This is a genomic window from Neorhizobium sp. PAMB6630 (assembly GCF_058242775.1).
The window spans coordinates 65,175-89,536 of sequence record NZ_JBZAYV010000003.1; the positions used below are offsets into that span (position 1 = coordinate 65,175).

21 protein-coding genes are annotated in these 24,362 nt (G+C 59.8%); 7 read left to right on the forward strand and 14 right to left on the reverse strand.

Going from position 1 to position 24,362, the window contains the following annotated elements:
- Positions 1–130: 130 nt before the first annotated feature.
- Positions 131–1,918 (reverse strand): trimethylamine N-oxide permease, encoded by a 1,788-nt coding sequence (locus AC4CWF_RS25815; protein WP_491288130.1) that lies wholly within the window; start codon positions 1,916–1,918, stop codon positions 131–133.
- Between the two features lie 331 nt (positions 1,919–2,249).
- Between AC4CWF_RS25815 and AC4CWF_RS25820 the strand changes: the two genes are divergently transcribed.
- A complete protein-coding gene (locus AC4CWF_RS25820) occupies positions 2,250–4,619 on the forward strand; it encodes a trimethylamine N-oxide demethylase (protein WP_491288132.1) in 2,370 nt (789 codons plus the stop codon).
- A 267-nt stretch (positions 4,620–4,886) separates the two neighbouring features.
- On the opposite strand, the gene AC4CWF_RS25825 is transcribed toward AC4CWF_RS25820, so the two are convergent.
- The 12 genes from AC4CWF_RS25825 to AC4CWF_RS25880 all read right to left on the reverse strand — a co-directional run bounded on the left by AC4CWF_RS25825 (position 4,887) and on the right by AC4CWF_RS25880 (position 17,261).
- The gene (locus tag AC4CWF_RS25825; protein ID WP_491288133.1) at positions 4,887–6,224 is read right to left on the reverse strand and encodes a trimethylamine monooxygenase; all 1,338 of its coding nucleotides are present in this window, start codon (positions 6,222–6,224) and stop codon (positions 4,887–4,889) included.
- A gap of 139 nt (positions 6,225–6,363) precedes the next feature.
- Positions 6,364–7,404 (reverse strand): heme-dependent oxidative N-demethylase family protein, encoded by a 1,041-nt coding sequence (locus tag AC4CWF_RS25830; protein ID WP_491288135.1) that lies wholly within the window; start codon positions 7,402–7,404, stop codon positions 6,364–6,366.
- A gap of 18 nt (positions 7,405–7,422) precedes the next feature.
- Positions 7,423–8,388 carry a PDR/VanB family oxidoreductase gene (locus AC4CWF_RS25835; RefSeq protein WP_491288138.1) on the reverse strand — a complete coding sequence of 322 codons (966 nt, stop codon included), beginning with the start codon at positions 8,386–8,388 and terminating at the stop codon, positions 7,423–7,425.
- A complete protein-coding gene (locus tag AC4CWF_RS25840; protein WP_491288139.1) occupies positions 8,385–8,990 on the reverse strand; it encodes a dimethylamine monooxygenase subunit DmmA family protein in 606 nt (201 codons plus the stop codon). The genes AC4CWF_RS25835 and AC4CWF_RS25840 overlap by 4 nt, the downstream gene beginning before the upstream one ends.
- Before the next feature lie 4 nt (positions 8,991–8,994).
- Positions 8,995–10,128: an aminomethyl transferase family protein gene (locus AC4CWF_RS25845; RefSeq protein WP_491288141.1), complete on the reverse strand. Its 1,134-nt coding sequence runs from the start codon at positions 10,126–10,128 to the stop codon at positions 8,995–8,997.
- A 115-nt stretch (positions 10,129–10,243) separates the two neighbouring features.
- Complete coding sequence (folD, locus tag AC4CWF_RS25850; RefSeq protein WP_491288143.1) at positions 10,244–11,143, reverse strand: bifunctional methylenetetrahydrofolate dehydrogenase/methenyltetrahydrofolate cyclohydrolase FolD; 900 nt, start codon at positions 11,141–11,143, stop codon at positions 10,244–10,246.
- A gap of 6 nt (positions 11,144–11,149) precedes the next feature.
- A complete protein-coding gene (gene purU / locus AC4CWF_RS25855; RefSeq protein WP_491288145.1) occupies positions 11,150–12,034 on the reverse strand; it encodes a formyltetrahydrofolate deformylase in 885 nt (294 codons plus the stop codon).
- A gap of 105 nt (positions 12,035–12,139) precedes the next feature.
- Positions 12,140–13,447: a type III glutamate--ammonia ligase gene (gene glnT / locus AC4CWF_RS25860; protein ID WP_491288147.1), complete on the reverse strand. Its 1,308-nt coding sequence runs from the start codon at positions 13,445–13,447 to the stop codon at positions 12,140–12,142.
- Between the two features lie 86 nt (positions 13,448–13,533).
- Positions 13,534–14,862 (reverse strand): FMN-binding glutamate synthase family protein, encoded by a 1,329-nt coding sequence (locus AC4CWF_RS25865; protein WP_491288148.1) that lies wholly within the window; start codon positions 14,860–14,862, stop codon positions 13,534–13,536.
- A 12-nt stretch (positions 14,863–14,874) separates the two neighbouring features.
- Positions 14,875–15,561, reverse strand: a complete 687-nt coding sequence (locus AC4CWF_RS25870) for a protein GlxC (protein WP_491288149.1) — start codon at positions 15,559–15,561, stop codon at positions 14,875–14,877.
- A 39-nt stretch (positions 15,562–15,600) separates the two neighbouring features.
- The gene (locus AC4CWF_RS25875; RefSeq protein ID WP_491288151.1) at positions 15,601–16,506 is read right to left on the reverse strand and encodes a class II glutamine amidotransferase; all 906 of its coding nucleotides are present in this window, start codon (positions 16,504–16,506) and stop codon (positions 15,601–15,603) included.
- Between the two features lie 92 nt (positions 16,507–16,598).
- Complete coding sequence (locus tag AC4CWF_RS25880; protein ID WP_491288152.1) at positions 16,599–17,261, reverse strand: helix-turn-helix domain-containing protein; 663 nt, start codon at positions 17,259–17,261, stop codon at positions 16,599–16,601.
- A gap of 511 nt (positions 17,262–17,772) precedes the next feature.
- On the opposite strand from AC4CWF_RS25880, the gene AC4CWF_RS25885 reads away from it, so the two are divergent.
- The 6 genes from AC4CWF_RS25885 to AC4CWF_RS25910 all read left to right on the forward strand — a co-directional run bounded on the left by AC4CWF_RS25885 (position 17,773) and on the right by AC4CWF_RS25910 (position 23,583).
- Entirely contained in the window at positions 17,773–18,888 is a 1,116-nt protein-coding gene (locus tag AC4CWF_RS25885; protein WP_491288153.1) for an ABC transporter ATP-binding protein, read from the forward strand.
- On the forward strand, positions 18,885–19,535 hold the full coding sequence (locus AC4CWF_RS25890; RefSeq protein WP_491288156.1) for an ABC transporter permease: 651 nt from the start codon (positions 18,885–18,887) through the stop codon (positions 19,533–19,535). The genes AC4CWF_RS25885 and AC4CWF_RS25890 overlap by 4 nt, the downstream gene beginning before the upstream one ends.
- Positions 19,532–20,203: an ABC transporter permease gene (locus tag AC4CWF_RS25895; RefSeq protein WP_491288158.1), complete on the forward strand. Its 672-nt coding sequence runs from the start codon at positions 19,532–19,534 to the stop codon at positions 20,201–20,203. The genes AC4CWF_RS25890 and AC4CWF_RS25895 overlap by 4 nt, the downstream gene beginning before the upstream one ends.
- 65 nt (positions 20,204–20,268) lie before the next feature.
- Positions 20,269–21,183, forward strand: a complete 915-nt coding sequence (locus tag AC4CWF_RS25900; RefSeq protein ID WP_491288160.1) for an ABC transporter substrate-binding protein — start codon at positions 20,269–20,271, stop codon at positions 21,181–21,183.
- 92 nt (positions 21,184–21,275) lie between these two features.
- Entirely contained in the window at positions 21,276–22,016 is a 741-nt protein-coding gene (hutC, locus tag AC4CWF_RS25905) for a histidine utilization transcriptional repressor HutC (protein WP_491288257.1), read from the forward strand.
- A gap of 79 nt (positions 22,017–22,095) precedes the next feature.
- Positions 22,096–23,583: an HAL/PAL/TAL family ammonia-lyase gene (locus tag AC4CWF_RS25910; RefSeq protein WP_491288162.1), complete on the forward strand. Its 1,488-nt coding sequence runs from the start codon at positions 22,096–22,098 to the stop codon at positions 23,581–23,583.
- Between the two features lie 22 nt (positions 23,584–23,605).
- Here AC4CWF_RS25910 and AC4CWF_RS25915 read toward each other — a convergent pair whose 3' ends face one another.
- Positions 23,606–24,349, reverse strand: coding sequence for a phosphate/phosphite/phosphonate ABC transporter substrate-binding protein (locus AC4CWF_RS25915; RefSeq protein ID WP_491288164.1), 744 nt, complete (start codon positions 24,347–24,349; stop codon positions 23,606–23,608).
- Positions 24,350–24,362 lie beyond the last annotated feature (13 nt).

Here is a 24,362-nt window from a genome sequence, read left to right on the forward strand (position 1 = left end):
GCAACTTATCGCCCTCCCGACCGATTTCTCGACTGATCTCATTCTTGGCGCAACCGGGTGAAACCTCTGCACTCCGGGCATACGAAAAAGGCGCGGGCCGAAACCCGCGCCTTTTCTGTCCGTCAAGCCCTCAAGCAGGGAGCTGGAACACGTAATTGGCAATCAGGACGATGGCCAATCCGACAAGAAGTGCCACATAAGGCAACACGCCAGCCTTCTTCACGCCGAGATCCTGGCCGGTGAGACCAAGATCCTCCATGGCGCCCGCCGGAAACTTGCCGCCGTCACGCACATAATGGCGATAGGCAAAGACGGGCAAGATGAGCGCGGCAAAGATGAAGCCGACCCAGAGTGCGTTGGAAAAACCCCAGACCTTGGCGCCGGCGCCGAGGAACAGGGCATTGACGAAGGCAAGCACGGTGTTGACGCCGATCAGCCAGGTCGGGGCCTTCCAGGGCCGCGGGATGTGGCCGGAATCCATCCGGTGGATCCAGCCGGAGTTGAGGTTCAGGAAGTTGAAGATGATGTAGCCGACGTTGGACACGGCGAGAACGAAGAAGTATCCGCTCGCATCGGAGGCGATCGCCAGAAGGATCAGGTTGAAGGCGAAATCGGTCCACATGGCGCGGGTCGGTGCGCCGTTCTCGTTGACGTGATCGAGGTACTTCGGCAGCCAACCATCCTTGGAGCCCTGATAGAGCGTGCGGGAAGAGCCGGCCATCGCGGTCATGATCGCCAGCATCAGTGCCAGGATCATCAGGATGACCAGCAGCTGCGTGACAATGCGCCCCGCCCCGATCAGCCCGCCGAGCGCTTCGCCAACGCCGGTGCCATCGACGATGCCCGGTGCCAGCATGCCGGCATGACCGAGAACGCCCTGGAACGCGAAAGGCACGAGGAAGAAGAACAGGCAGCAGACAAGGCCCGAATAGAAGATTGCCTTGAAGGTGTCCGTCTTCGGGTTCTTCAGTTCGCGGGTGTAGCAGACGGCCGTCTCGAAACCGTAGGTCGACCACGCCGCGATGTAGAGCCCCCCGAGGAAGAGCGTCCATCCGCCGATGCTCCAGGTGCCGTCGACACCGGAATAGGCAGCCACCGGCGGCACGAGACCGGTGACGTTCGACCAGACGATCTGGCCGCTGAGGATCGGGTAGACACCGATCAGCAACAACGGCACCAGCACGATGATCGCCAGCCACTTCTGGACGCTGGCGGTCTCGGAGATGCCGCGATGCTGGATCGAAAAGATGATCAGCATCAGCGCGGCGCCGATGAAGAAGGTCGCGTTGATGTTGGCCGTCGCCAGGAAGGGGATTTTGAAGCTGACAAGCGACCAGCTGCGGATGGCAGGGGTCAGGGCAGCGACACCATCGGAGGTAAGCAGAGCCGTGATGGCATCAGCAGGAGCCGTGCCGGCATGGGCGGCGATGTATTCGGCCACGCGCGGGCTCTCGGCTGTCAGCGATGCGGCGTTGGCGGCGATCCAGTCGAGTACGGGTTGCGCATCGCCCGCGGGTATAGGGAATAAGGCGTTGAGAATGTAACCGGCGGCGATGGCGCAGCCCAGCGACAGAACCGGCGACCATGCGAACCAGTTGCACCACACCGAAAGCGGCGCGATGAATTTTGAATAACGCAGCCACGCCGTCGCGCCATAGATCGACGCGCCGCCGGATTTGTTGCCGAACATGCCGGCGATCTCGGCATAGGTGAAGGACTGCAGGAAGCCCATCACCATGGAGATGATCCACACCAGGAAGGCCAGCTTGCCGGTCACGCCGGAAATGCCGCCGATCGAGAAAAGAACGAGTGGCGGCACGCCCGCAGCCACCCAAAAAGCGCCCTTCCAGTCGAGCGCGCGTATCAGTTTGCTTTCTACACCGGGCGTTGTCAGCCCGGTCTCCAATGCATCGGTCATGCTGGTTCCCCATTTATTGTGTTCGGATGTGTCTTCCGTCCAATCCAAAGCGCGACGCGATTTTCCCTTTCGCTCCGCCCTTCAGGGTTTTGTTCCCCGGATGCCCTTGCCGCCAAACGTCTCGAATGCTCTTGCGCGACATGCCGTTTTAAACGCGCCTCCCAATCTGTTCCGCCCGCATTTTTCTATTTTTTACGCGGTTCTCGGAAAGACAGATTGTTTATGGATAGTGAAGATATTTTCTTTTTAGTCAACGGACCTTTACTTTTTTTTGGTATTTCGTAGGTTGTTCCCGCACGCTGATCGCGTGTCGGCCCTTGCGAGAATTGTGATGCACGAACTTCATTCGACGGCAGGCGCGGTTCGGAACGCGTCACCCAGCCTCATCCGCTATCCCGGCCTTTCCGGCATGCCCCCCGGCACCGAAAGATACCGCGTCAAAGGCAGCGGCTCGGTCGTGCTCAGGGTCGCGCCGGGCGACCATCTCACCGTGACGGATATGGAAGGCGGGCAGGCTTGCGAGCTTTCCTTCGTCGATGAGACCGGCCATTTCGTCTCTGCCGGACTGGGCGCAACCTTTACGAATGGGGCGGAAGGCCTGAAGGCCATTCTGGCTTGCGACGACGAAAGCGTTCGCCGCACGCGGGCGGCTTTTGCACGCCGAAACGTCGATCTTGCGAAGGCGGGCGCTGTGCGTTTTTTCGGTGAGGCATCGATGCCTGGAAGCCGGGCGGAATTCACCATCGCGGCGAAGGGTCTGCTGATTGCCGCCGCCCCCGCATCCGCCATGTCGCCGGAGGCGCAGGATACGGCAACGCCGATCGAACTCCTCGTCCGCCGCAGCACGCTGATCCGCGATTATTCCTCGGCTCTTCCCGAGCCGATGGCAGATCCGATCGAGGATATCCGGATCAAGGCGGCAACGGCGTCCGCCTATTTCGTGCGCGCCGGCGAGTTCATCCAGATCATCGACGTCTACGGGCGGCAATGCACGGATTTCCAGGCGTTTTCCGCCCGCAAGGTCGACAAGGGCCTCGATCTCGCTCTCGACGCGACCGTAACCCGCACCCTGCTTGGCCGCAGCTATCCGGCACCCGGCCTACCATCAAAAGCCTTCGACCGCGATTTCGAACCGCTGGTCGAGATCGTGCAGGATACGGTCGGCCGGCACGATGCCTTCGCCACAGCCTGCAACGCCCGCTACTATGACGACATGGGTTATCCCGGCCACGTCAACTGTACGGACAATTTCAACGCGGCGCTATCGCCCTATGGCATTGCCCCGCGCAAGGGCTGGGAAGCGCTCAACTATTTCTACAACACCAATGTCGATCACAATAATCAGCTCTATCTCGACGAACCATGGTCACGGCCGGGCGATTACGTGCTGATGCGGGCGCTGACCGATCTGGTCTGCGTCTCGTCGTCCTGCCCCGACGACATTGATGCGGCGAACGGCTGGGATCCGACGGATATCCACGTTCGCACCTTTTCCGGAAAAGAGAAATTCTCACGAGCGGTTGCCTATCGTATGACCCCTGATGCCGACGTAGAACTGACGCGGGAAACCGCCTTCCACCCTCGCCTTTCGCAGATGACGCGGGATTTCACAGAATATCGTGGCTATTGGCTGCCAAACCGCTTCGCGTCAGCAGGTCCGGTCGAGGAATACTGGGCCTGCCGCGAAAACGCTGCCGTGATCGACCTGTCACCGCTCAGAAAATTCGAGGTGACAGGCCCGGACGCCGAAGCGCTCCTGCAGTATTGCCTGACCCGGGACGTGCGCAAATTGTCGAATGGCCAGGTGGTCTATTCGGCCATGTGCTACGAAAACGGCGGCATGATCGACGACGGCACGCTTTTTCGCCTCGGCGACATGAATTTCCGCTGGATCGGCGGCGACGACTACAGCGGCATCTGGCTGCGCGAGCAGGCGCAGAAGAAGGGCTTCAAGGCCTGGGTACGATCCTCCACGGACCAGATGCACAACATCGCCGTTCAGGGGCCGAAGAGCCGCGACATCCTCAAGGACATCGTCTGGACCGGCCCGCGCCAGCAGACCGTCGCCGAGCTTGAATGGTTCCGGTTCACCGTCGGCCGGATCGGCGGCTTCGAGGGCGCGCCGGTCGTCGTCTCGCGCACGGGGTATACCGGCGAACTTGGCTACGAGATCTTCTGTCACCCCAAGGATGCGCTCACCGTCTTCGACGCCGTCTGGGAGGCAGGCCAGCCCCAGGGCATGAAGCCGATGGGGCTCGAAGCGCTGGACATGGTGCGCATCGAGGCGGGGCTTATCTTCGCCCACCACGAGTTCACCGACCAGACCGATCCCTTTGAGGCCGGCATCGGCTTTACCGTGCCGCTGAAATCCAAGCCGGACGACTTCATCGGCCGCGACGCGCTGATCCGCCGCAAGGAACATCCGCGCCATCTGCTCGTGGGCCTCGATATCCAGGCAAACGATACGATCGGCCACGGCGATGGCATCCATGTCGGTCGCGCCCAAGTCGGCCTCATCACCAGCGCCACCCGCTCGCCGATCCTCGGCAAGACCATCGCACTCGCGCGCATTGATGTGGCCCATGCGGCGGTTGGCACAGAGGTGGAAATCGGCAAGCTCGACGGCCACCAGAAGCGCGTTCCGGCCGTGATCGTGCCGCTGTCGCACTACGATCCGCAGAAGACACGGCCGCGGTCTTAAGCGCGCCGTCTGATCTCTTAAGTAGTGTTGCCGTCTTCCTCGATGCCGGGAAAATCTATCGTCCCATCACACCGCCTGCGGGGGGAAAGGGTGAGGGTGATGGGCAAATCTTCATCCTCAACGTGTGGACGCTTTTGCCCCATCCGCCTTTCGGGCCCCTTCTTGCCGCCTATGGGGAAGGACGAGGCCCCAGCCTCTCCTTCGTTTCGCCCGATGAAAAGGCCGCTCGGCGCGACCCTTTCCCTTTCATGACGACCGCACCAGCCATCAGTTCCGCAGATACGTCTCCATCGTATCGTCCAGAGCCTCCAGCCACGGTGTGTGGTGCTTGGGCGCCATCGTGCCTGTCATCAGCGAGCGGTAGCCGTTGTCGCGAAAGCCCATGATGCTTTCGGCCTTGTGGTGTTCCCACTCCATAAAGGTCTTGTTGGTTCCCTCGATGTCGAACTTCGGATAATCCGTCTCTGCCAGCAGCTCCAGCACGTAATCGCCCTGAAACCAGATCATCTGCTCGGCATTCACAAGGTTTTCCTCGCGGGTGCGCCATCTGTCGAAATGCGCCTTGCGCTCCACCGCATCCGGTATCGAGATCCGGCCGAGCATGATATCGCGGGCGTACCATGCCTGCGCATCGAACATGTTGAACGTATAGAACTGGTCCTGCATGCCGATGTAGAACAGCTGCGGATTGTCCTCGTAGACGATCCCCTTGTAGAGATTATCGGTCCAGAGGCGGTTTGCCGTCTTCAGGCGAAGATCGTCGGGCAGGAACGGAAAGTGGTGCTGATAGCCGGTGCAGAGGATCAGCGCATCGACGTCCTTCGTTGAACCATCGGCAAAATGAGCCGTCTTGTTAACGAGCTTCTGCAGCAGCGGCCGCTCCTCGAAACGCTCCGGCCATCTAAAGCCCATTGGCTTAGAGCGGTAGCTGGTGGTGACCGAGCGCGCACCGTATTTCCAGCACTGCGAGCCAATATCCTCAGCTGAATAGCTGCGGCCGACGATCAGCACGTCCTTGTCCTTGAACTCCAGCGCATCGCGGAAATCATGAGCGTGGAGAACGCGGCCGCCGAAGGTCGGAACGCCTTCGAAGAACGGCACGTTCGGCGTGGAGAAATGCCCGGAGGCGACAACGACGTAATCGAAGATTTCGTCATACATGCGGTCCTCGACGCGATCATGCGCCGTCACCGTGAATTTTTTCGTCGCCTCATCGAAGGTCACCATGCGGACTGGCGTGTTGAACCGCACCCAGCTGCGCACATCGGCCTTCTCGACACGACCCTTGATGTAATCCCAAAGCACGGCGCGTGGCGGATAGGAGGCGATCGGCTTGCCGAAGTGCTCCTCGAAGGAGTAATCGGCGAATTCTAGGCATTCCTTCGGCCCGTTCGACCAGAGATAACGATACATGCTGCCGTGAACGGGCTCACCATGTTCGTCAAGCCCCGTGCGCCAGGTGTAGTTCCACAGGCCGCCCCAGTCGGCCTGTTTTTCAAAGCAGACGACTTCCGGGATTTCGGCACCGTTTTTCGCAGCGGACTGGAAGGCTCTCAATTGTGCAAGACCGGATGGCCCCGCGCCGATGACGGCTACTCTGGTCATGTCTGTTCCCTTTTATATCGTTGTCAGTTTTTTCGGTCGTTGCCGATTCTTGTTTCAAAGGTTGCTCATCACCTAACCTTCTTCCCCGCACGCGGTGAGAAGGTGGCCGACAGGCCGGACGAGGAGCCGCTACTCAATCTCAATCCGGAAAAATCCCGGCACTCGTCGGCGCCCCGTCGTCGTATTTCGCCAACCAGTCGATCATGATCGGACGGTTGCGTGTCAGGCCCTTGTAATCGACGATCTCCGGCGGCAGGCTGTTGAGCACACGCGGCAGGCGGCGGGCCCATTTGGGCACGGTCACCAGTTCGTTGAGGCTGATCAGGTAGCAGCGGATGACGAAGAGGATGGCGTTGGAGCGCGGCAGGCGCCAGAGGCTCTGCAACTCGACGCGCAGATGCATCTTTTCGCCGACATTCTCCGGTGTCACCGTCATACGGTCAGGTCCCCATTTAGGGTAGTTTTCGGGTGAGGTGTCGAGCCGCGGATTGACGGTCATCGTCCAGTTCAGGCGGCGGGTCGGCTTGCCCTGCTGCAGGTTGAGCAGGAATTTAAGCGCCCGCTCGAACACACCGATCTGGTGGGCGAGCGGCACGGGACCGTGCCATTCCATGAAGTTCATGCCGATGTCGAAATCGAGCGACCAGTCGGCCTGGGTGGTGACCATGCCGGCATCCATCCAGAGACTGTTGTCGCGCTGGTCGACGATGCAGAAATCGCCCTGCGCCTGCCGGGTGATGTATTCCATCGGCGGGTAGGGAAGCGTGGATGGATCGCCGAAGGTGAAAGTGTCGTCGATACCCATCGGCCGGTTGATCCAGCGCCAGCGGTCGCCCTTCTTTTCCAGGGTGAAGTGTTCGGGATAGTCCTGCGCCTGATGCTCCATCAGGAGTTCGAGCACATCCCATTGCGCTGCCATCATATGCGGCAGGGCCTGGCAGCGCAGCGGGTCTTCCTTGAGCACCATCGCCCGGTCCTGCATCTCCGCGACATAGTGCTCGTCGACATCGATCAGGTTTTCGAAAACGCTGTCCGCCTTGCCGCGCACATGCGGCTCCATGTTGACCGAATACATGTACTCGTCGCGATCGAACGGGAACGGGAAGCGCCGGATGTTATAGAGGCTGTTGCGGAAGCTGAAGTCGTCACGGAACGTTTCGGTCCTGAACGTGATGGTCATCTGTCCGGCTCCCTTGAGCTACAGTTGAAGAACGAGTTGCTGGCCCTTGAACCGCGAGACGCAGATCATGACCTTCTTGCCCGACGCCTTTTCCTCGTCCGACAGGTAGATATCGTTGTGTTCCAGCGTGCCGTCGCAGGAAGAGACCGCGGTTTCGCACTGGCCGCAGGCGCCGCCGCGACACATGTAGGGCGCTTCGCAGCCATGGGCCTCGGCGGCCTCCAGAATGCTCTGGTGCTCGCCGACGGTCATGTGGATGTTGGATTTTTCGAGGAAAACCTGGAACGGCAGGCCGGCAGGCGGCGCAAGGAAACGTTCCGAATGAAGGCTTTCCCTAGGCCACCCGGACTTCAGCGCCGTCATCAGCACGCCGTCGATCATCCCGGCCGGACCGCAGACATAGAGATGCGTGCCGAGCGGTTGATTGTCAGCGATCTCGGCGACGGGAATATAGGTCTTTTCCTCGTCTATATAGATCTTGATCCGGCGCGGGCCGTAACAGTCGAGCAACTCCTGCCAATAGGCCCCGTGCGAGCGGGAGCGGATGGCATAGTGCAGTTCGAAGGCGATGTTGTCGCGGCTGAACTGTTCCATCATGGCGATGAACGGGGTGATGCCGATGCCGCCGGCAAACAGGATGTGCTTGCGGCCGCGATGATCAGGCGCAAACAGATTGACCGGCTGGCTGACGGTCAGCTGATCGCCGGGCTTCACCTGTTCGTGCATGAAGATCGAACCGCCTCGGGAATTGGGAACCCGCAGCACGCTGATTTCATAGGCGCTGTTGTCGTCGGGGTTGGACATTAGCGAATAGGGGTTGCGGCGCAGGAGGCCGTTGTCGTTCATCGAGACGACGACATGGGCTCCGCCTGAGAAGAACGGCATGGGATGGCCGTCCAGCCGTTCGAAACGGAAACGCTTGATCAGGTCGGTCACCTGCGTTACCGCCGCGACCCGGACAGGCATATCGGTATTGAGGCTCACGGGAACATCTCCTCAGGCGCTGGGGCAGTCCCCGGTTCTTCCGCGTCGATGTTGACGCCCTGGAATGCACCGAGACGACGGGAATAGTGATCGCGCACTAGCAAGGGCAGTCCACAATGGGTGCAGGCAAAGGGGCTGGTGGTCACGTTGTCGGTGATGCCCTTGCAGTGAACGCATTGCACCCGGCGCGCTGTCGAGCCGCGATGTTCGGTATGGATCGAGTTGAAATCGATACCGAACTCCAGCGCCATCTGCATGATCTGGCCAATGAAGCCTTCGGTGCCGGCGATATAGAGCCGCGTTCCCATCCGGGCCTGTTCAAGACAGGCCCGCAGGCGAAACAGCAGTGGCTGAAGCGTTGGCGCCTGCCAGAAGATATCGGGCGACAAAGCCGAGAGCGTGACGTCGTATGCCTTTGGCGCGGCACCCGCGGCCAGATAGAGAAGTTCCGATTTTGCGAGGAAATCTCTGCCCTTCTTCTCCACCTGATCGGTGAGGGCTGCCGCCCCTTCGCCCTCGAGGACGAAGAGGTGGCGCTTGGCGTGGGGATCGATGCTGAGCCCCTTGTATTCCGGCCTGCTTTTGATCCCTTGTACGAGCATGTTGTCAGCCCTGCGCCGTCCGTTTCGTCTTCTTCGGATCGTCGAAGGTGATCGTATGGGCGATGGCCTTGGCGGTCAGCGACTTGCCACGCACCTCCAGCGGTGTGCCCTGCACGGCCTTGTCCACGTCCAGACGGGCAATCGCCATCGAACGATTGGTAAGCTTCGAATAGCTCGGGCAGGTGATGACGCCAACCTTCTTGCCATCGGCAAAAACCTCGTCCCCGAGATCGGCGGGGCCGTCGGCCTCAATCAGCAGACCGAAGATCTTGAAGCGTTCCTTGCCCTTGAGGCGCGCATGTTCCTCGGCACCGCGAAAACCGGCCTTGCCGGGGCTGACGGTGAAATCGAGGCCGAGTTCCCACAGGCTGTCGCCGGGCTGCTCGTTGGCGAACGGGTACATCTGCGAATTGTCGTAGGGGTAGAACAAGAGGTAGCTTTCGACGCGCAACATGTCGAGAACGCTGAAGCAGACGGGAATGATGCCCATCTCCTTGCCCTCATCGACGATCCGGTCCCAGACCATGCCGGCATCCTGACCGCGCACGAAGATTTCGTAACCACGCTCCCCGGTATAGCCGGTGCGCGAGATCATCACCGGCGCACCGAACAGCGTCGTCTGCATGTGATGGAAATACTTGAGGTCGCGGATGCCCGGCACGTGCTTGTCGAGATAATCGACCGCCAGCGGCCCCTGCAGCGAGAGATCGTGCAGGTCGTCGTCGAAGAGCACGGCACAGTTTCGGCCGGCGGCCTGCTTGACGATTTCCTCATGGCCCGAACCGGAGCCATGGACCAGCATCCAGCTGTTCGGGCCGGTGCGGTAGATGATGCAGTCATCGGTGAAATGGCCGCGGTCGTTGAGCATGCAGGCATAAACGGACTTGCCGGGATAGATCTTGGTCACGTCGCGCGTGGTAATGTAGTCGAGCACCGCAATCGCATGCGGTCCGACGAGGTGGACCTTCTTCAGGCCCGATACATCCATGATGCCGGCCCTGGTGCGCACGGCGATATGTTCTTCGTAGATATCCTTGTCGTAAGTCCAGGCGGTTCCCATTCCGCTCCAGTCTTCCAGTTTCGATCCCAGCGCCCTGTGGCGGTCCGCGAGGGATGAAAAACGCCATGAAGAAGTCATAATATCCCGTCCCTGTTTTTACTGTATGGAATATTTGTTTCCTGACTATAATGCCGTTTTTGCGGCTGACAAGCGAGGCGAACAAATTTTATAGGCTGTCTATAAGCCTCCGATTTCAGAATTCCGGTGGCACCTCTCCGCATGCACGACAGGCGGCAATCGCGGTATTTGCCATCAGCATGGCAATGGTCATCGGCCCTACGCCGCCGGGCACCGGCGGAATGACGGCCGCAACATCAGCGCATTCCGCAAAGGCGACATCGCCCACCAGCCGGGACTTTCCCTCACCCCGTTCGGGTGCGGCAACCCGGTTGATGCCGACATCGATTACGGTCGCGCCAGGCTTCACCCAACTGGCCCTGACCATCTCCGGGCGGCCGACGGCGGCGACAAGGATATCCGCCGTCCGGCAGATGCCGGGCAGATCCCCGGTGCGCGAATGAGCGATAGTCACGGTCGCATTGGCATGGAGCAGAAGCTGCGCCATCGGCTTGCCGAACAGGTTCGAGCGGCCGATTACCACGGCGTTGAGGCCGGAAAGATCATCGCCGTGGATGCGCCGCACGAAGAGCATCGCACCGGCTGGTGTGCAGGAGACCAGCCCGGTCGAAAGATCGCCAGTAGCGAGCTTGCCAGCATTGACGACATGCAGCCCGTCCACATCCTTTTCCGGCAGGATGGACTGGATGATCGCCTCGGAATTCAGATGTTTTGGCAACGGCAGCTGCACGAGAATCCCATGGATCGCGGCATCTGCATTGAGCCTGCCGATCAGCGCCGCAAGCTCGTCCTGCGTTGTCTCTGCGGGAAGCGTGTGCTGAACGGAATTGAAGCCGCATTCCTTGGCCGTGCGGCTTTTCGCGCCGACATAGGTGTGGCTTGCCGGATCGTCCCCGACGATCACCACCGCCAGCCCCGTCTTCGTGCCGGTCTTCGCCGCCAGATTTGCAACCACTGCCGTCACGGCCGCAATCACTGAGGCAGCGACCGCCTTGCCATCGATCACCTCAGCCATTGTGGTTCACCCCATCCGCTCGGAGGCGTAGCTGCCCGGGCTTGCCGGGAAGACGACGGTGCGGTTGCCGTTGATGAAGGTACGGTGATGGATATGGGCGTGGATGGCGCGAGCCAACACCTGGCTTTCGACATCGCGGCCCATCGACACGTAATCTTCCGCCGATTGCGCATGGGTGACGCGCGCCGTGTCCTGCTCGATGATCGGCCCTTCGTCGAGATCGGCCGTGACATAATGCGCCGTCGCGCCGATCAGTTTCACCCCACGCTCGTAGGCCTGCTTGTAGGGATTGGCGCCCTTGAAGCTTGGCAGGAAGGAATGGTGGATGTTGATGATCCGACCTGACATCTTCTTGCACATGGCATCGGACAGGACCTGCATGTAGCGGGCGAGTACGATCAGCTCCGCGCCCGACTGTTCCGCCAGATCGAGCAGCCGCGCTTCCGCCTGCGGCTTGTTTTCCTTGGTCACCTTGATGTGGTGGAAGGGAATGTCGTGGTTGACCACAACCTTCTGATAGTCGAAATGGTTGGAAACGACACCGACGATATCGATGGGCAAAGCGCCGATCTTCCAGCGGTAGAGCAGGTCGTTGAGGCAATGTCCGAAACGGGAGACCATCAGCAGCACCTTCATGCGGTGCTCGCTGTCATGGAAGCTGTAGTCCATGCCGAAGGGTGCAGCCACAGCCGCAAAGTTGGTAGCGATATCCTCCCCCGAGGCCCCCTCTTCCGAGACAAAACTGACGCGCATGAAGAACTTGCCGGTATCCAGATCGTCGAACTGCGAACTATCGACGATGTTGCAGTCTTTGGCAGCCAGATAGCCGGAAATGGCAGCAACAATCCCGCGCGTGGATGTGCAGGAAACGGTCAGGATGTGTTTCGTCATAGAGCGGCCCTCCTCGAAGGCGAGACTGTCAGCATAAGACGTGCAAGAGCACATCCCTGCGCAACAGCGCAGGGATCAATGGTGCATTTCAATGGAAATAGGACGTCAGACGTCGAGCGTCGTCTGGTGTTCCCAGGCGATAAACTGCGAGCAATAGCTGTTCCACTCGCCGTGCTTGAGCTTGAGATAGGCGGACGAGAACTCCGTTCCGAGCGCCTGCTGCAGGACCGTATCCTTCTCGTATTCCCTGAGCGCATCGAGCAGGTTGAGCGGCAGCTTCGGCGCATCGGTAACGGTGTGGCCTTCACGATACATGTCGATATCGTAATGACGGCCCGGATCGGCCTTCGTGCGGATACCCGAAAGGCCGGCCGCGACGATGATCGCCTGCAGCAGATAGGGATTGACCGCGCCATCCGGCAGACGAAGCTCGAAGCGGCCGGGGCCGGGCACGCGCACCATGTGCGTGCGGTTGTTGCCGGTCCAGGTCACCGTATTCGGCGCCCAGGTGGCACCGGACACGGTGCGCGGGGCGTTGATCCGCTTGTAGGAATTGACGGTGGGGTTGGTAATTGCAGCCAATGCCGAGGCATGTTTCATGATGCCGCCGAGGAAGGTGCGCCCCTGAGCAGAGAGGCCGAAATCCATCGACTTGTCGGCAAAGGCATTGACCCTGCCGTCCACATCCCACACCGAGATATGGGCGTGGCAGCCATTGCCGGTCAGCCCCTTAAAGGGCTTTGGCATGAAAGTGGCGCGAAGGCCGTGCTTTTCGGCGACCGACTTCACCATGAACTTGAAGAAGGAATGCTTGTCTGCGGTCTGCAGCACGTCGTCATATTCCCAGTTCATCTCGAACTGGCCGTTCGCGTCCTCATGGTCATTCTGGTAGGGCTTCCAGCCCAGTTCCAGCATGTAGTCGCAGATCTCCGCGATCACATCATAACGACGCATCAGGGCTTGCTGGTCATAGCAGGGCTTTTCAGCCGTATCGAATTCGTCCGAGATCTTTCCGCCATCCGCCGAGATGAGAAAGAATTCCGGCTCGACGCCGGTCTTGACGCGAAGCCCGAGGCTCGCCGCTTCCTCGACCAGCTTCTTCAGCACCACGCGCGGTGCCTGCTCCACCGGCCTGTCGTCCATGACGCAATCGGCAGCAACCCAAGCCACATCCTTTTTCCAGGGCAACTGGATGACGGATGAGGCATCCGGCAGGGCAAAGAGATCGGGATGGGCGGGCGTAAGGTCCAGCCATGTGGCAAAACCCGCAAAGCCCGCACCATCCTTCTGCATATCGGCAATGGCCTCAGCCGGCACCAGCTTGGCGCGCTGGGCACCGAACAGGTCCGTGTAGCTGATCATGAAATATTTTATACCGCGTTCTCTGGCAAATTGGGCAAGATCCTGTGTCACGTCGTTCCCCTGTTTTTATGGATTGAGACACATATTGGACAAAATGAGACCATCGCCGGCGGGAGGACCGGCGACGATCATAGGCGTCAGAAGCCGGCTTTACCGGGATACCAACTCGTGCCGGCCAGTGGCACCTGCGCCATAGCCGCGGCTTCCATGGTGAGCGCGCAGAGGTCTTCCGGCTCCAGATTTTGCAGGCGGTTATGGCCGCAGGCACGCGCAATGGTCTGGGCTTCGAGCGTCATGACCTTGAGGTAATTGGCAAGGCGGCGCCCGGCGAGAGCCGGATCAAGTCGCGCGGCCAGTACCGGATCCTGGGTGGTGATGCCGGCCGGGTCCTTGCCTTCGTGCCAGTCGTCATAGGCGCCAGCGGTGGAGCCAAGTTGTCTGTATTCCTCTTCCCAATGCGGGTCATTGTCACCAATCGCAACCAGCGCAGCCGTGCCAATGGACACCGCATCCGCACCCAGCGCCAAGGCCTTGGCCACATCTGCACCGGAGCGAATGCCGCCGGAGACAATCAGTTGAACCTTTCGGTGCATGCCGAGATCCTGAAGCGCCTGAACCGCGGGGCGTATGCAGGCAAGCGTCGGCATTCCGACATTCTCGATGAAGACGTCCTGCGTGGCAGCGGTTCCGCCCTGCATACCATCCAGCACCACCACATCGGCGCCGGCTTTGACCGCAAGCGCGGTATCATAATAGGGACGCGCGCCGCCAATCTTCACATAGATCGGCTTCTCCCAGTCGGTAATTTCGCGCAGTTCAAGGATCTTGATTTCCAGGTCGTCCGGGCCGGTCCAGTCCGGGTGCCGGCAGGCCGACCGCTGGTCGATACCCTTGGGCAGGTTGCGCATCGTGGCGACGCGATCGGATATCTTCTGGCCGAGCAGCATGCCGCCGCCGCCGGGCTTGGCACCCTGCCCAACAACGACCTCAATCGCATCCGCCCGGCGCAGGTCCTTGGGGTTCATGCCGTAGCGGGATGGCAGATACTGGTACACCAGCATCTGGCTATGGCCGCGTTCCTCATCAGTCATGCCGCCATCCCCCGTTGTCGTGGAGGTGCCGGCGAGCGTCGCCCCACGGCCAAGGGCTTCCTTGGCATTGCCGGAGAGCGCGCCAAAGCTCATGCCGGCAATGGTGATCGGGATTTTCAGCTCGATCGGTTTTTTGGCAAAGCGAGTGCCGAGTACAACGGAAGTGTCGCACTTTTCGCGGTAGCCTTCGAGCGGATAGCGGGAAATGGACGCGCCGAGAAACAGCAGGTCATCGAAATGCGGCACCTTGCGCTTGGTACCGCCACCGCGAATATCATAAATGCCGGTAGCAGCAGCGCGACGGATTTCCGCCATCGTATAGTCATCGAAGGTCGCGGATTTGCGCGGTGGCGTGTTGGGGTTGTGATAGCTCATCGGTCTCTCCACTCAATACGCTTCGGCATTGTCGATGTTGAAGTTGTAGAGCTTGCGGGCAGAGCCATAGCGCTTGAACTCTTCCGGCCCGACACCCGTTACGCCCGCCTTCTCCAGCAGTTCGGCAACCTTTGCCAGATGCTTGGGCTTCATCTGCTTTTCGATGCAGTCGGCACCGAGGCTTTTCACCGAACCGCGCACGAAGAGCTTGGCCTCGTAAAGGCTGTCCCCCAGAGCGTCACCGGCATCACCCAGCACCACCAGATGACCGGACTGACCCATGAAGGCCGACATGTGGCCGATGGAGCCGTGCACGACGATATCGATACCCTTCATGGAAATGCCACAGCGCGAGGCTGCATTACCCTTGATGACCAGCAGGCCGCCGCGGCCGGTGGCGCCGGCATACTGGCTTGCGTCACCTTCAATAATGACAGTGCCCGACATCATGTTTTCGGCAACGCCCGGACCGGCCGAACCATGGACCGTAACAGTACCGCCATCGTTCATGCCGGCGCAGTAATAGCCCACGGAGCCATGGACATCGACCGTGACAGGCCCATCGATGCCGACAGCGACCGAATGGCTACCGCGGGGATTGATAACCTCGAAATTCATATCGTTGGTGCCAGCGGCAATATTGTGCAAGGCGCTGTTCAATTCACGCAACGGCGTGATCGACAGGTCGAAAACGGACATGGTTCTTGAGCTTTCTTTCTGGGCGGCTGCATCCATGGATCAGGCCGCCTTCTCGTGGTCCCAGAAATAGACGGTCGCCGGTTCCGGCTCCCAGACGCGGGCAGTTTCGATACCTGGCAGATTGACCAGGGCGCGATACTCCGAGCCGAAAGCCACATATTGATCGGTCTCGGCCATCACGGCAGGCTTGCAGGCAATCGGGTCGCGCAAGACGCCGAAGCCGGACTTGGTACCCACGACAAAGGTGAAGAAACCGTCGAGATCGTCAAGCGCGCCGGTCAGTGCTTCACCGAGATCCTTACCCTTGGCCATCTGCGCGGTGAGATAGGCGGCGGCGACTTCCGAGTCGTTCTGGGTCTCGAAGGTCATGCCTGCGCGAACAAGTTCGCGGCGGATATTATTGTGGTTCGAAAGCGAGCCGTTGTGGACGAGGCACTGGTCGTCGCCGGTCGAGAAAGGATGCGCGCCGAGCGTGGTGACGGCCGATTCCGTGGCCATGCGGGTATGGCCGATGCCATGGGTCCCGGCCATCGAACGCACGTCGAAGAACGACACGACATCTTTCGGCAGGCCGGTTTCCTTATAGATCTCGACGCTGTCGCCGGAGCCCATGACACGCACGTCGGGGCGAACCGAGGACAACAGCGCCCGGATTTCCCCGGTCTTGTCAGCCGGAATATCAAGCACCGCGTGGGTGGACTTCACAACGACGGAGGCATTGAGCCCCTTTGCTTTCAGCGCATCCGAAAGGCCAGCGAAATCGGTGTCCGGGTTCGCGGACTGGATGGTGACCTTTGCCCGGCCATCGGCTGCGCGGCCATAAATGGCGATTCCGGCGCTATCCGGCCCGCGGTCGGTCATGGTGATCAACATATCGGAGAGCAGCGTACCCAGCTGCGGCTCCAGACTCCGGTCTTTCAGGAATAATCCAACAATACCGCACATGACTTGCACCTCCATTCGTTACCGACTGAAGAGCTAACATGCGTCCAAATCGAAATCAATTGGCAAGAATAGTTTTTTCTTTAGGAGAAAAATCAATCCGTCTGTGCGTGCCGCTGCGGGTAGCTGATGATCGACAGGTAGCGGGCTGGCAGATGCACTAGCTCCTGGGGGCCATGTGGGGCATCGGCATCGAAGAACAGACTGTCTCCGGCCTGCATGGTGTAGAGTTGTTCGCCGTGGCGGTACACGACTTCGCCCTCGAGCATGTAGAGGAACTCCATGCCTTCATGCTGAAACGTCGGGAAGACGTCGGAATCGGTCGTCAGCGTGATGAGGTAAGGCTCGACGGTGACACCGCTGGTGTTGTTGTCGATATGGCCGAGCAGGCTGTACTGGTGACCGGCACGCGTGCCGCGCCGCTCGATGTTGACGCCCTGCCCCGCCTTGACGAAGGTGGCGTTGCGCGTTTCTTCGAAACGGCGGAAGAAGGCGGTCAGCGGAACGCCGAGCGCCCGCGACAGGGATTGCAGAGTGGTGAGGGATGGCGAGATATTGCCGTTCTCGATCTTCGACAGCATGCCGACCGACATGCCGGTGGCAGTGGCGAGATCGGTAACAGTTATGCCAAGCGTCTTGCGGTAGGTGCGAACTTCGTGACCGATCGCCATTTCGAGATTGTTTTCGCGCGGCTCGCGAACCGCATGCGGATCCTGCGAAAGGACTGCGGGTACGATCTTCTCACTTTTCGCTGGCATCAATGACCTCGTGTTGGAGCCAAGATTATTCCTCTACAGGAAAATTCGTCAGTTTGCGGTTTAATTGTTCACCTTGCCCTCAATACGGGAAAAAACCGGGGCCACAAACAAAAACCCTTCAACGCAGATCTATGGCGCCCGGACTAAGAAGAATGGCACCGAAATTCGCAAATTACTTGTTTTCCGAGCAAGTCTGAAGTCGACTGTCAAAACTTACTTCATGGACGGTTCTCCCCATTGGGGCTCCTAATAGCCGCATCATGGCACGTCACGCGCGGCGCAGGCGGCCGTCCACCTCATCAAGCCCCAAACACAAGGCTTGATGATGCGTTGCCGCACAGAGCGATCTCACGTGCGATAGCCGCATCAGCATTAATTTTGAGCATCATTGACACGTGCAGATTCATTGGGCAGCCCGCTTGCGCACCTCCTATCTTCGTGCTTGTATAGACAACCAAGGGGGCATCGGGATGCTGGCCAAATTCGATGCCTTACAAAAGGGAACTGCGCCATGATAACATTCGATCACGTCAGCAAGCACTATCGAGGCGCGACTACCGCTGTCGACAACCTGTCGCTGACAGCACCCAGTGGCAAGCTGACGATCTTCGTCGGACCCTCGGGTTGCGGCAAGACGACGTCGCTACGCATGGTCAACCGGCTGATTGCCCCCTCGTCGGGCAGAATTCTTCTCGATGGAGAGCCGACAGATGCGATGGATGTCGCCCTGCTGCGCCGCAAGATCGGTTACGTCATTCAAAATGCCGGGCTCTTTCCCCATCGTACAGTCGTGCAAAACATCGCGACGACGGCTCGCCTGAACGGCGCACCCAAAGAACAGGCACTTCGAGTGGCGCATGATCTCCTGGAGCGCGTCGGGCTCTCATCAGCCTTTGCCGATCGCTATCCATGGCAGCTATCCGGTGGCCAGCAGCAGCGTGTAGGTGTTGCCCGCGCACTGGCATCCGATCCGAAGTTCATGCTGATGGATGAACCTTTCAGCGCGGTGGATCCTGTTGTCCGCGGCCAGTTGCAGGACGAGTTCCTTCGGCTGCAGCGTGAAATCGGCAAGACCATCATCATGGTCACGCATGACATTGACGAGGCCCTCAAGCTTGGAGACCAGGTTGTTGTTTTGCGCACCGGCGGCACTCTGGCGCAGATCGCCACCCCGCAGGAACTGCTGGCGAGACCAGCAGACGACTTTGTCGCCGACTTCATCGGGCGTGACCGCGGTTATCGAATCCTCGGCTTTGCCGAATTCAACAAAAGCGGCGTGCCGATGGGCAAGGAACCGACAGCCGCACTTGGCGACGTCCCCGACGCCCTTCGTCAGATTGCCACCGACAGATGGGTCCTCGTCGCGGATGCACAGAACCGGCCTCTCGGCTGGGTAGATGTCGAAAGTGTCAAAAGCCCTTTGCGGGATGGTGACCTCAACCTCAGCGGGACACTCGCCGTCGAAGGCAGCAGCTTGCGTCATGTTCTGGATGCGGCACTAAGCTCTCCGTCGGGCCGCGGCGTGATTGTCGGACAGTCCGGCGAATTGATGGGGACCGTGACATTGTCTAATGTCGCAGCAGCCATCGAAGCAGCGCGTAACGGCCGCTTGGGGGCGCATCCATGAGGTTCGACTGGCTGTACCGCGAGTCCGGCCGCATAGCCGAACTCTTTATCTGGCACCTCGGACTTTCAGTAATACCCGTGGCGATAGGGTTGGTCCTCGCATTGCCGCTCGGCTGGCTTGCGCAACGTGCCGGGTTTTTCCGCTCAGCAATACTAGGCGCAGCCGGTTTGCTCTATACCATCCCGTCTCTGGCGCTCTTCGTGCTTCTTCCGCTTGTTCTGGGAACGCGAATTCTCGACCCTATGAATGTCGTCGTTGCGCTGACAATCTACGCTCTTGCGCTTCTGGTGCGCACCGTCAATGACGGCCTGGAGTCTGTGCCGCCAGATGTCATTCAAGCGGCGAATGCCATGGGCTACCGTACGCTGCCGCGTCTCCTTCTCATCGAACTTCCCCTTGCTATTCCGGTGATTGCTGCGGGACTGCGCGTCGCGGTGGTTTCCAATGTCAGCATCGTCTCCGTCGCAGCACTTGTCGGCACACCGCAGCTCGGACTTCTTTTCACTCAAGGGCTCCAACTCCGGTTTTTGACGCCAATCGTCGCCGGCATCGTCCTTTGCGTGCTCCTCGCCGCACTGCTTGACGGGATCGTGCTCTTTGCCGCGCAGCGCATGACACCCTGGCAGCCTGGAGGTACCGAGCGATGATTGCATGGTTTTCAGATCCGACACATTGGACAGGTCCGGATGGGGTCTTCGCCCTCGTCTTCCAACATCTCATCTATAGCGGGGTCGCGCTCTTCTTTGCCTGCCTTATCGGCTTGCCGATCGGTCTCTATGTCGGGCACACGGGCCGCGGCGTTGTTCTCATTGCCGGACTGGCCAATGCGTTGCGCGCCCTGCCCAGCCTCGGCCTCATCGTTCTTCTGGTCATCCTGTTCGGGCCGGTGTTTGCGTCCGACATGGCATTCATCGTTCCGAGCATAATCGTTCTCGTATTGCTTGCTGTGCCGCCCATCATGAGCGGAGCCTATGCCGGCGTTGCGGCGGTGGACCCTGCCGCAGTGGATGCGGCGCGCGGAATGGGCAAACGTCCGCTCAACATTCTCTTCGATGTCGAACTTCCCTGCGCCTTGCCTCTCATTTTCTCTGGTCTCCGCAGCGCGACGCTGCAGATCATCTCCACGGCAACCATCGCCGCTTACGTCTCGCTTGGCGGGCTCGGACGGCTCATCATCGATGGCCGCGCACAGAACGATTATTACCAGATGGCGGCGGGCGCCGTCCTGGTTGGCACTCTGGCCCTGATGGTCGACCTGGCGATCGGTATCGCATCTAGGCTGACGGTCTCGCCGGGCCTGACCCGCCGTCTATAGGCGGGACACCCATCAACAAAACCGTAATTCATTCTAACGACGTTGAACCTAAAGGAGTAGATTGCATGGCATTCAGAATCTTAAAAGCCGCCGGCGCGTTTGCGCTGATCGCGCTTTCAGCCACCACGACGCTTGCCCAGACCGATCCCCTCGGGGCTGCCCCGGCGGCGCGCACGGACAAGACCACTCTCATCATCGGTTCGGCCGACTTCCCCGAGAGCCAGCTTCTGGCGACCATCTACGCCAAGGCGCTTGCTGCGAAGGGCATTAAGACTGACACAAAACTCAGCATCGGCAGCCGTGAGGTTTACATGCCGGCGCTTCTCGACGGATCGATCGACCTCCTGCCGGAATATGCCGGTGCAACGCTAAGCTACCTCGATAAGAACGCAACAGCTCACTCGCCGGAAGACGTCGCCAAGGCTCTGACAAAGGCTTTACCGCAGGGCGTTTTGATGCTGAAACCGTCGCAAGCTCAGGATTCCGATGGCGTTGCCGTCACGCGCGCGACTGCCAAGAAATACAAGCTCAAAACGATTTCCGATCTTGCGCCGATTGCGTCCGAACTGGTGCTGGGCGGCCCTCCTGAGTGGAAGACCCGCAAGGAAGGCATCATCGGGTTGAAGGATCTTTACGGCCTTCAGTTCAAGTCCTTCAAGTCCCTTGATGTCGGCGGTCCACTGACGCTATCGGCACTGATAAACGATCAGGTCCAGGCAGCAAACCTGTTCTCGACCGACCCCGCAATTGCTGACAACGATCTTGTCATTCTCGAAGACGTCAAGAACCTTTTTCCGGCCCAGAACATCGTGCCCGTCATTGCGAAGGCCAAGGTCAGCGACGTCGTGACGAAAACGCTCGATGCCGTATCGACCGCTTTGACGACCCAGGACCTGATCCTCATGAACGGTCGTCTGGCCAATCATGACAGCTTCGATGTGGTTGCCGAGGAGTGGCTGACGCAACACAAGTTGAACTGACCACTGTTCGCGGGTATGGCACTGACCATACCCGCACCCGCGGTTAAGAAGTGTCAGATGCCGAACCGTTGACGTTCGCTTTTTGGAGCCTCATGCAAACGGTACACAAACAGGTCGAAAAGGCGCAGGACGAGCCGTCATCCGAAAAGCCGCTTTACGTCACGCTCAAGGATTATGTCCGAAGCCGTGTAGAAACCGGCGAATGGTCAGTCGGGCAAAGGGTGCCATCGGAAAATGAACTGGTCGAATTGCTTGGCGTCAGCCGCATGACCGCCAATCGTGCATTGCGCGAACTGGCAGATGAAGGGTTCGTCGTTCGTGTGCAAGGCAAGGGTTCCTTTGTTGCCAGCAAAAAGCGGACATCCCAGTTTCAGAGCGTCCCGAACATTGCCGACGAGATCGCACGCAACGGCGGCGTCCATACGGCAAACGTAATCGCGCTGCGCATGGAAGCCTCCGATGCGGAGCTGGCAGAGGCGCTATCTATTGAGATCGGCAGCCCGGTTTCCCATTCGATCATGGTGCATGCAGAAAATTCCATTCCGATGCAGGTCGAGGACCGTTTCGTCAACCATGCGATTGTCCCGCAATATATAAGCCAGGACTTCACAAAGACGACGCCAAACGGATATCTCACATCCGTCGCGCCAATCGTCAGGGCTGAGCAGCATATCGAGGCAGTGACGGCGCAGCCATGGGAATGCAAGCTGCTTGCAATCTCCAGAACGGAACCCTGCCTTCTGGTTCGTCGCCGAACCTGGGCGGAGGCCGGCGTCATTTCCTCAGTTCGTCTGCTCTACCCCGGAAGTCGCTATCGCCTTTACAGCACCTGATCATGCGTTCGGATGGCAACCGCCTGACCATGAACGAACGCTGTCTTACCGCCCCCCGAATGGAAATCAGGAAATTCCCGTGACCGTGTTACTCGATGACAGGCTGACTTGGCAGGATGTGGCACGGGTCAGCAAGGAGGATGGGCTTGCCCTTTCGGAAGCCGCCCATCGCCGAATTGAAAAAGCCCATCAGATCGTGGAAAGTATCGTCGAGCGCGGTATCCGTGCATATGGCATCAACACCGGTGTTGGCGCATTGTCGGACACGGTGGTCGATCGCAGCGCGCACGGCAAGCTGTCGCGCAGCATCATTCTGAGCCACGCCTGCGGAGTGGGTCCACTTCTCCCACGCCGTGAGGTACGCGCGATCATAGCGTCACAGATTGCCAATTTCGCCCATGGATATTCCGGCGTTCGCAGGCAGATTGTCGCCCATCTGACAACCTTTCTCGAACGCGACTGCATTCCTGATGTACCCTCCCGTGGATCGGCCGGTTATCTGACCCATAATGCCCACACAGCACTCGTCCTGATTGGGGAAGGCTCTGCCCATGTCCGCGGCCGTCCCTTCAACGGGCGGGATGTCCTGGCTGAGATCGGCCTTGAACCGCTGGTCCTGGGCGCTAAGGAAGGCTTGAGCCTCGTTAACGGAACGGCCTGTGCGACGGGTCTTTCCTGCGTGGCCATGGACCGGGCCGCCCAGTTGCTTGAATGGGCGGATGCCATTGCCGCACTAACGCTCGAAGCCGCTGGCTGTCAGATGCCTGCCTTCAGCAACGCCGTGCTTTCGCTGCGCGTTTCTGACGGCATCGCCACCGTGGGAGCGGCCTTGCGTGCGCGCCTTGAAGGCAGCGGCCTGATCGAAGCAGCGCAAGGCAAGCGCACACAGGACGCGCTGAGCCTGCGCTCTATTCCGCATGTCCATGGTGCTGCACGCGATCTGTTCGAAAACTGTTCCGCGGTCGTCAACCGTGAACTGGCCTCAGTAACGGACAATCCGGCGATCTCCGGCACGCCCGAGGAACCAATCGTCTGGTCGGAGGCTCACGCTGTCGCTCCGGCATTGGGTCAGGCAGCCGATAGTCTTGCTGTTGCAATTGCGCAGATCGCGGCCATGAGCGAGCGACGGATCGACAGGCTCGTCAACCCCTTGGTGAGCGGGCTGCCCCCCTTCCTCGCCTCAGATCCCGGAAGCCATGCCGGTTTCATGATTGCGCAATACACGGCAGCCGCTCTTTCGAACGAAAACCGGCGGCTGGCGGCCCCAGCCTCTATGGATGGCGGCCTCACCTCGGGCCTTCAGGAGGATTTTCTCGCACATCCGACCGCGGCCGCGAACAAGCTTCTCGCCGTGCTCGACAATGCCGAATATATTCTGGCGATTGAATGGATGGCAGCCACACAGGCCCATGATTTTCTCGACACCGTCGCTCAACGTGCGCCAGGCACAGATGCGCTTTACCGCCTTCTTCGCTCGCAGGTTAGCCATTATTCGGATGACCGGCCGATTTCGTCCGATATGGAAAAGGTCCGGTTGCTTCTGTCGCAGACCACCCCACCCCACTGATCTGGTCGAGGTGACGCAATGGCTACATCAGAAAGCCGAGATCGATCCCCCTCGCGCGAATGAAGGGCAGGCCCCTTCGCCGCGACGTCCAGCCCACAACGTGCAGATCCTTTGCCGCAGGTTCATGTCGTTCCGCCAGCATCCATGATTTGCAGTCGATCGCAGCAACGTCCGCCTCACCCTCTGCCACGGCAATGACCGAAGCGCGATGCGCACCCGTTTCGGTCAACTCGGCAAACAGGCCAAGGCTTTGGCCAATGGCCTCCAGATCGTGCTTCAGGGCGAGGTAACCTGACATCGACCGGTGTTCATTAAAGGCCAGCTTCTTCTCGCGGAACACGCTGAGTGGCAATATCGCTTCGCCAGCCTCCGGCACAGCGGCGCTTGCACCTTCGCCCTTGCGGGCCAAGATGGCGCTGGAATAAAGCGAGCCCGCGCCACCAGCGACGCCATCGTAGTTGCTGTGCCCGATAACCTGAACATGATGTTGCAAGCCGAGTTCCATCGGCCCCCAGCAGGTTCCGGCGATCAGCAGTGCCGGATGGCGCCACAAGACATCCAGATCGAGGGCGTCAGGGGAAAGCGTCGCTGGATCCGGCGCGATGATCGATCCATCTTCGTCACGAATACCGCCGAGAACCGGTGGCATGTCGCCATTACGTCGAACGAGATGGTGAGGAGCATCGATGCCCTGTTCGATAAAACGTGCGCGCATCCTGGCCCAGGCGGCATCGGTTTCGTCGCGCAGCTCCGGCCAGTCATACATCGGTAGAGCTGCT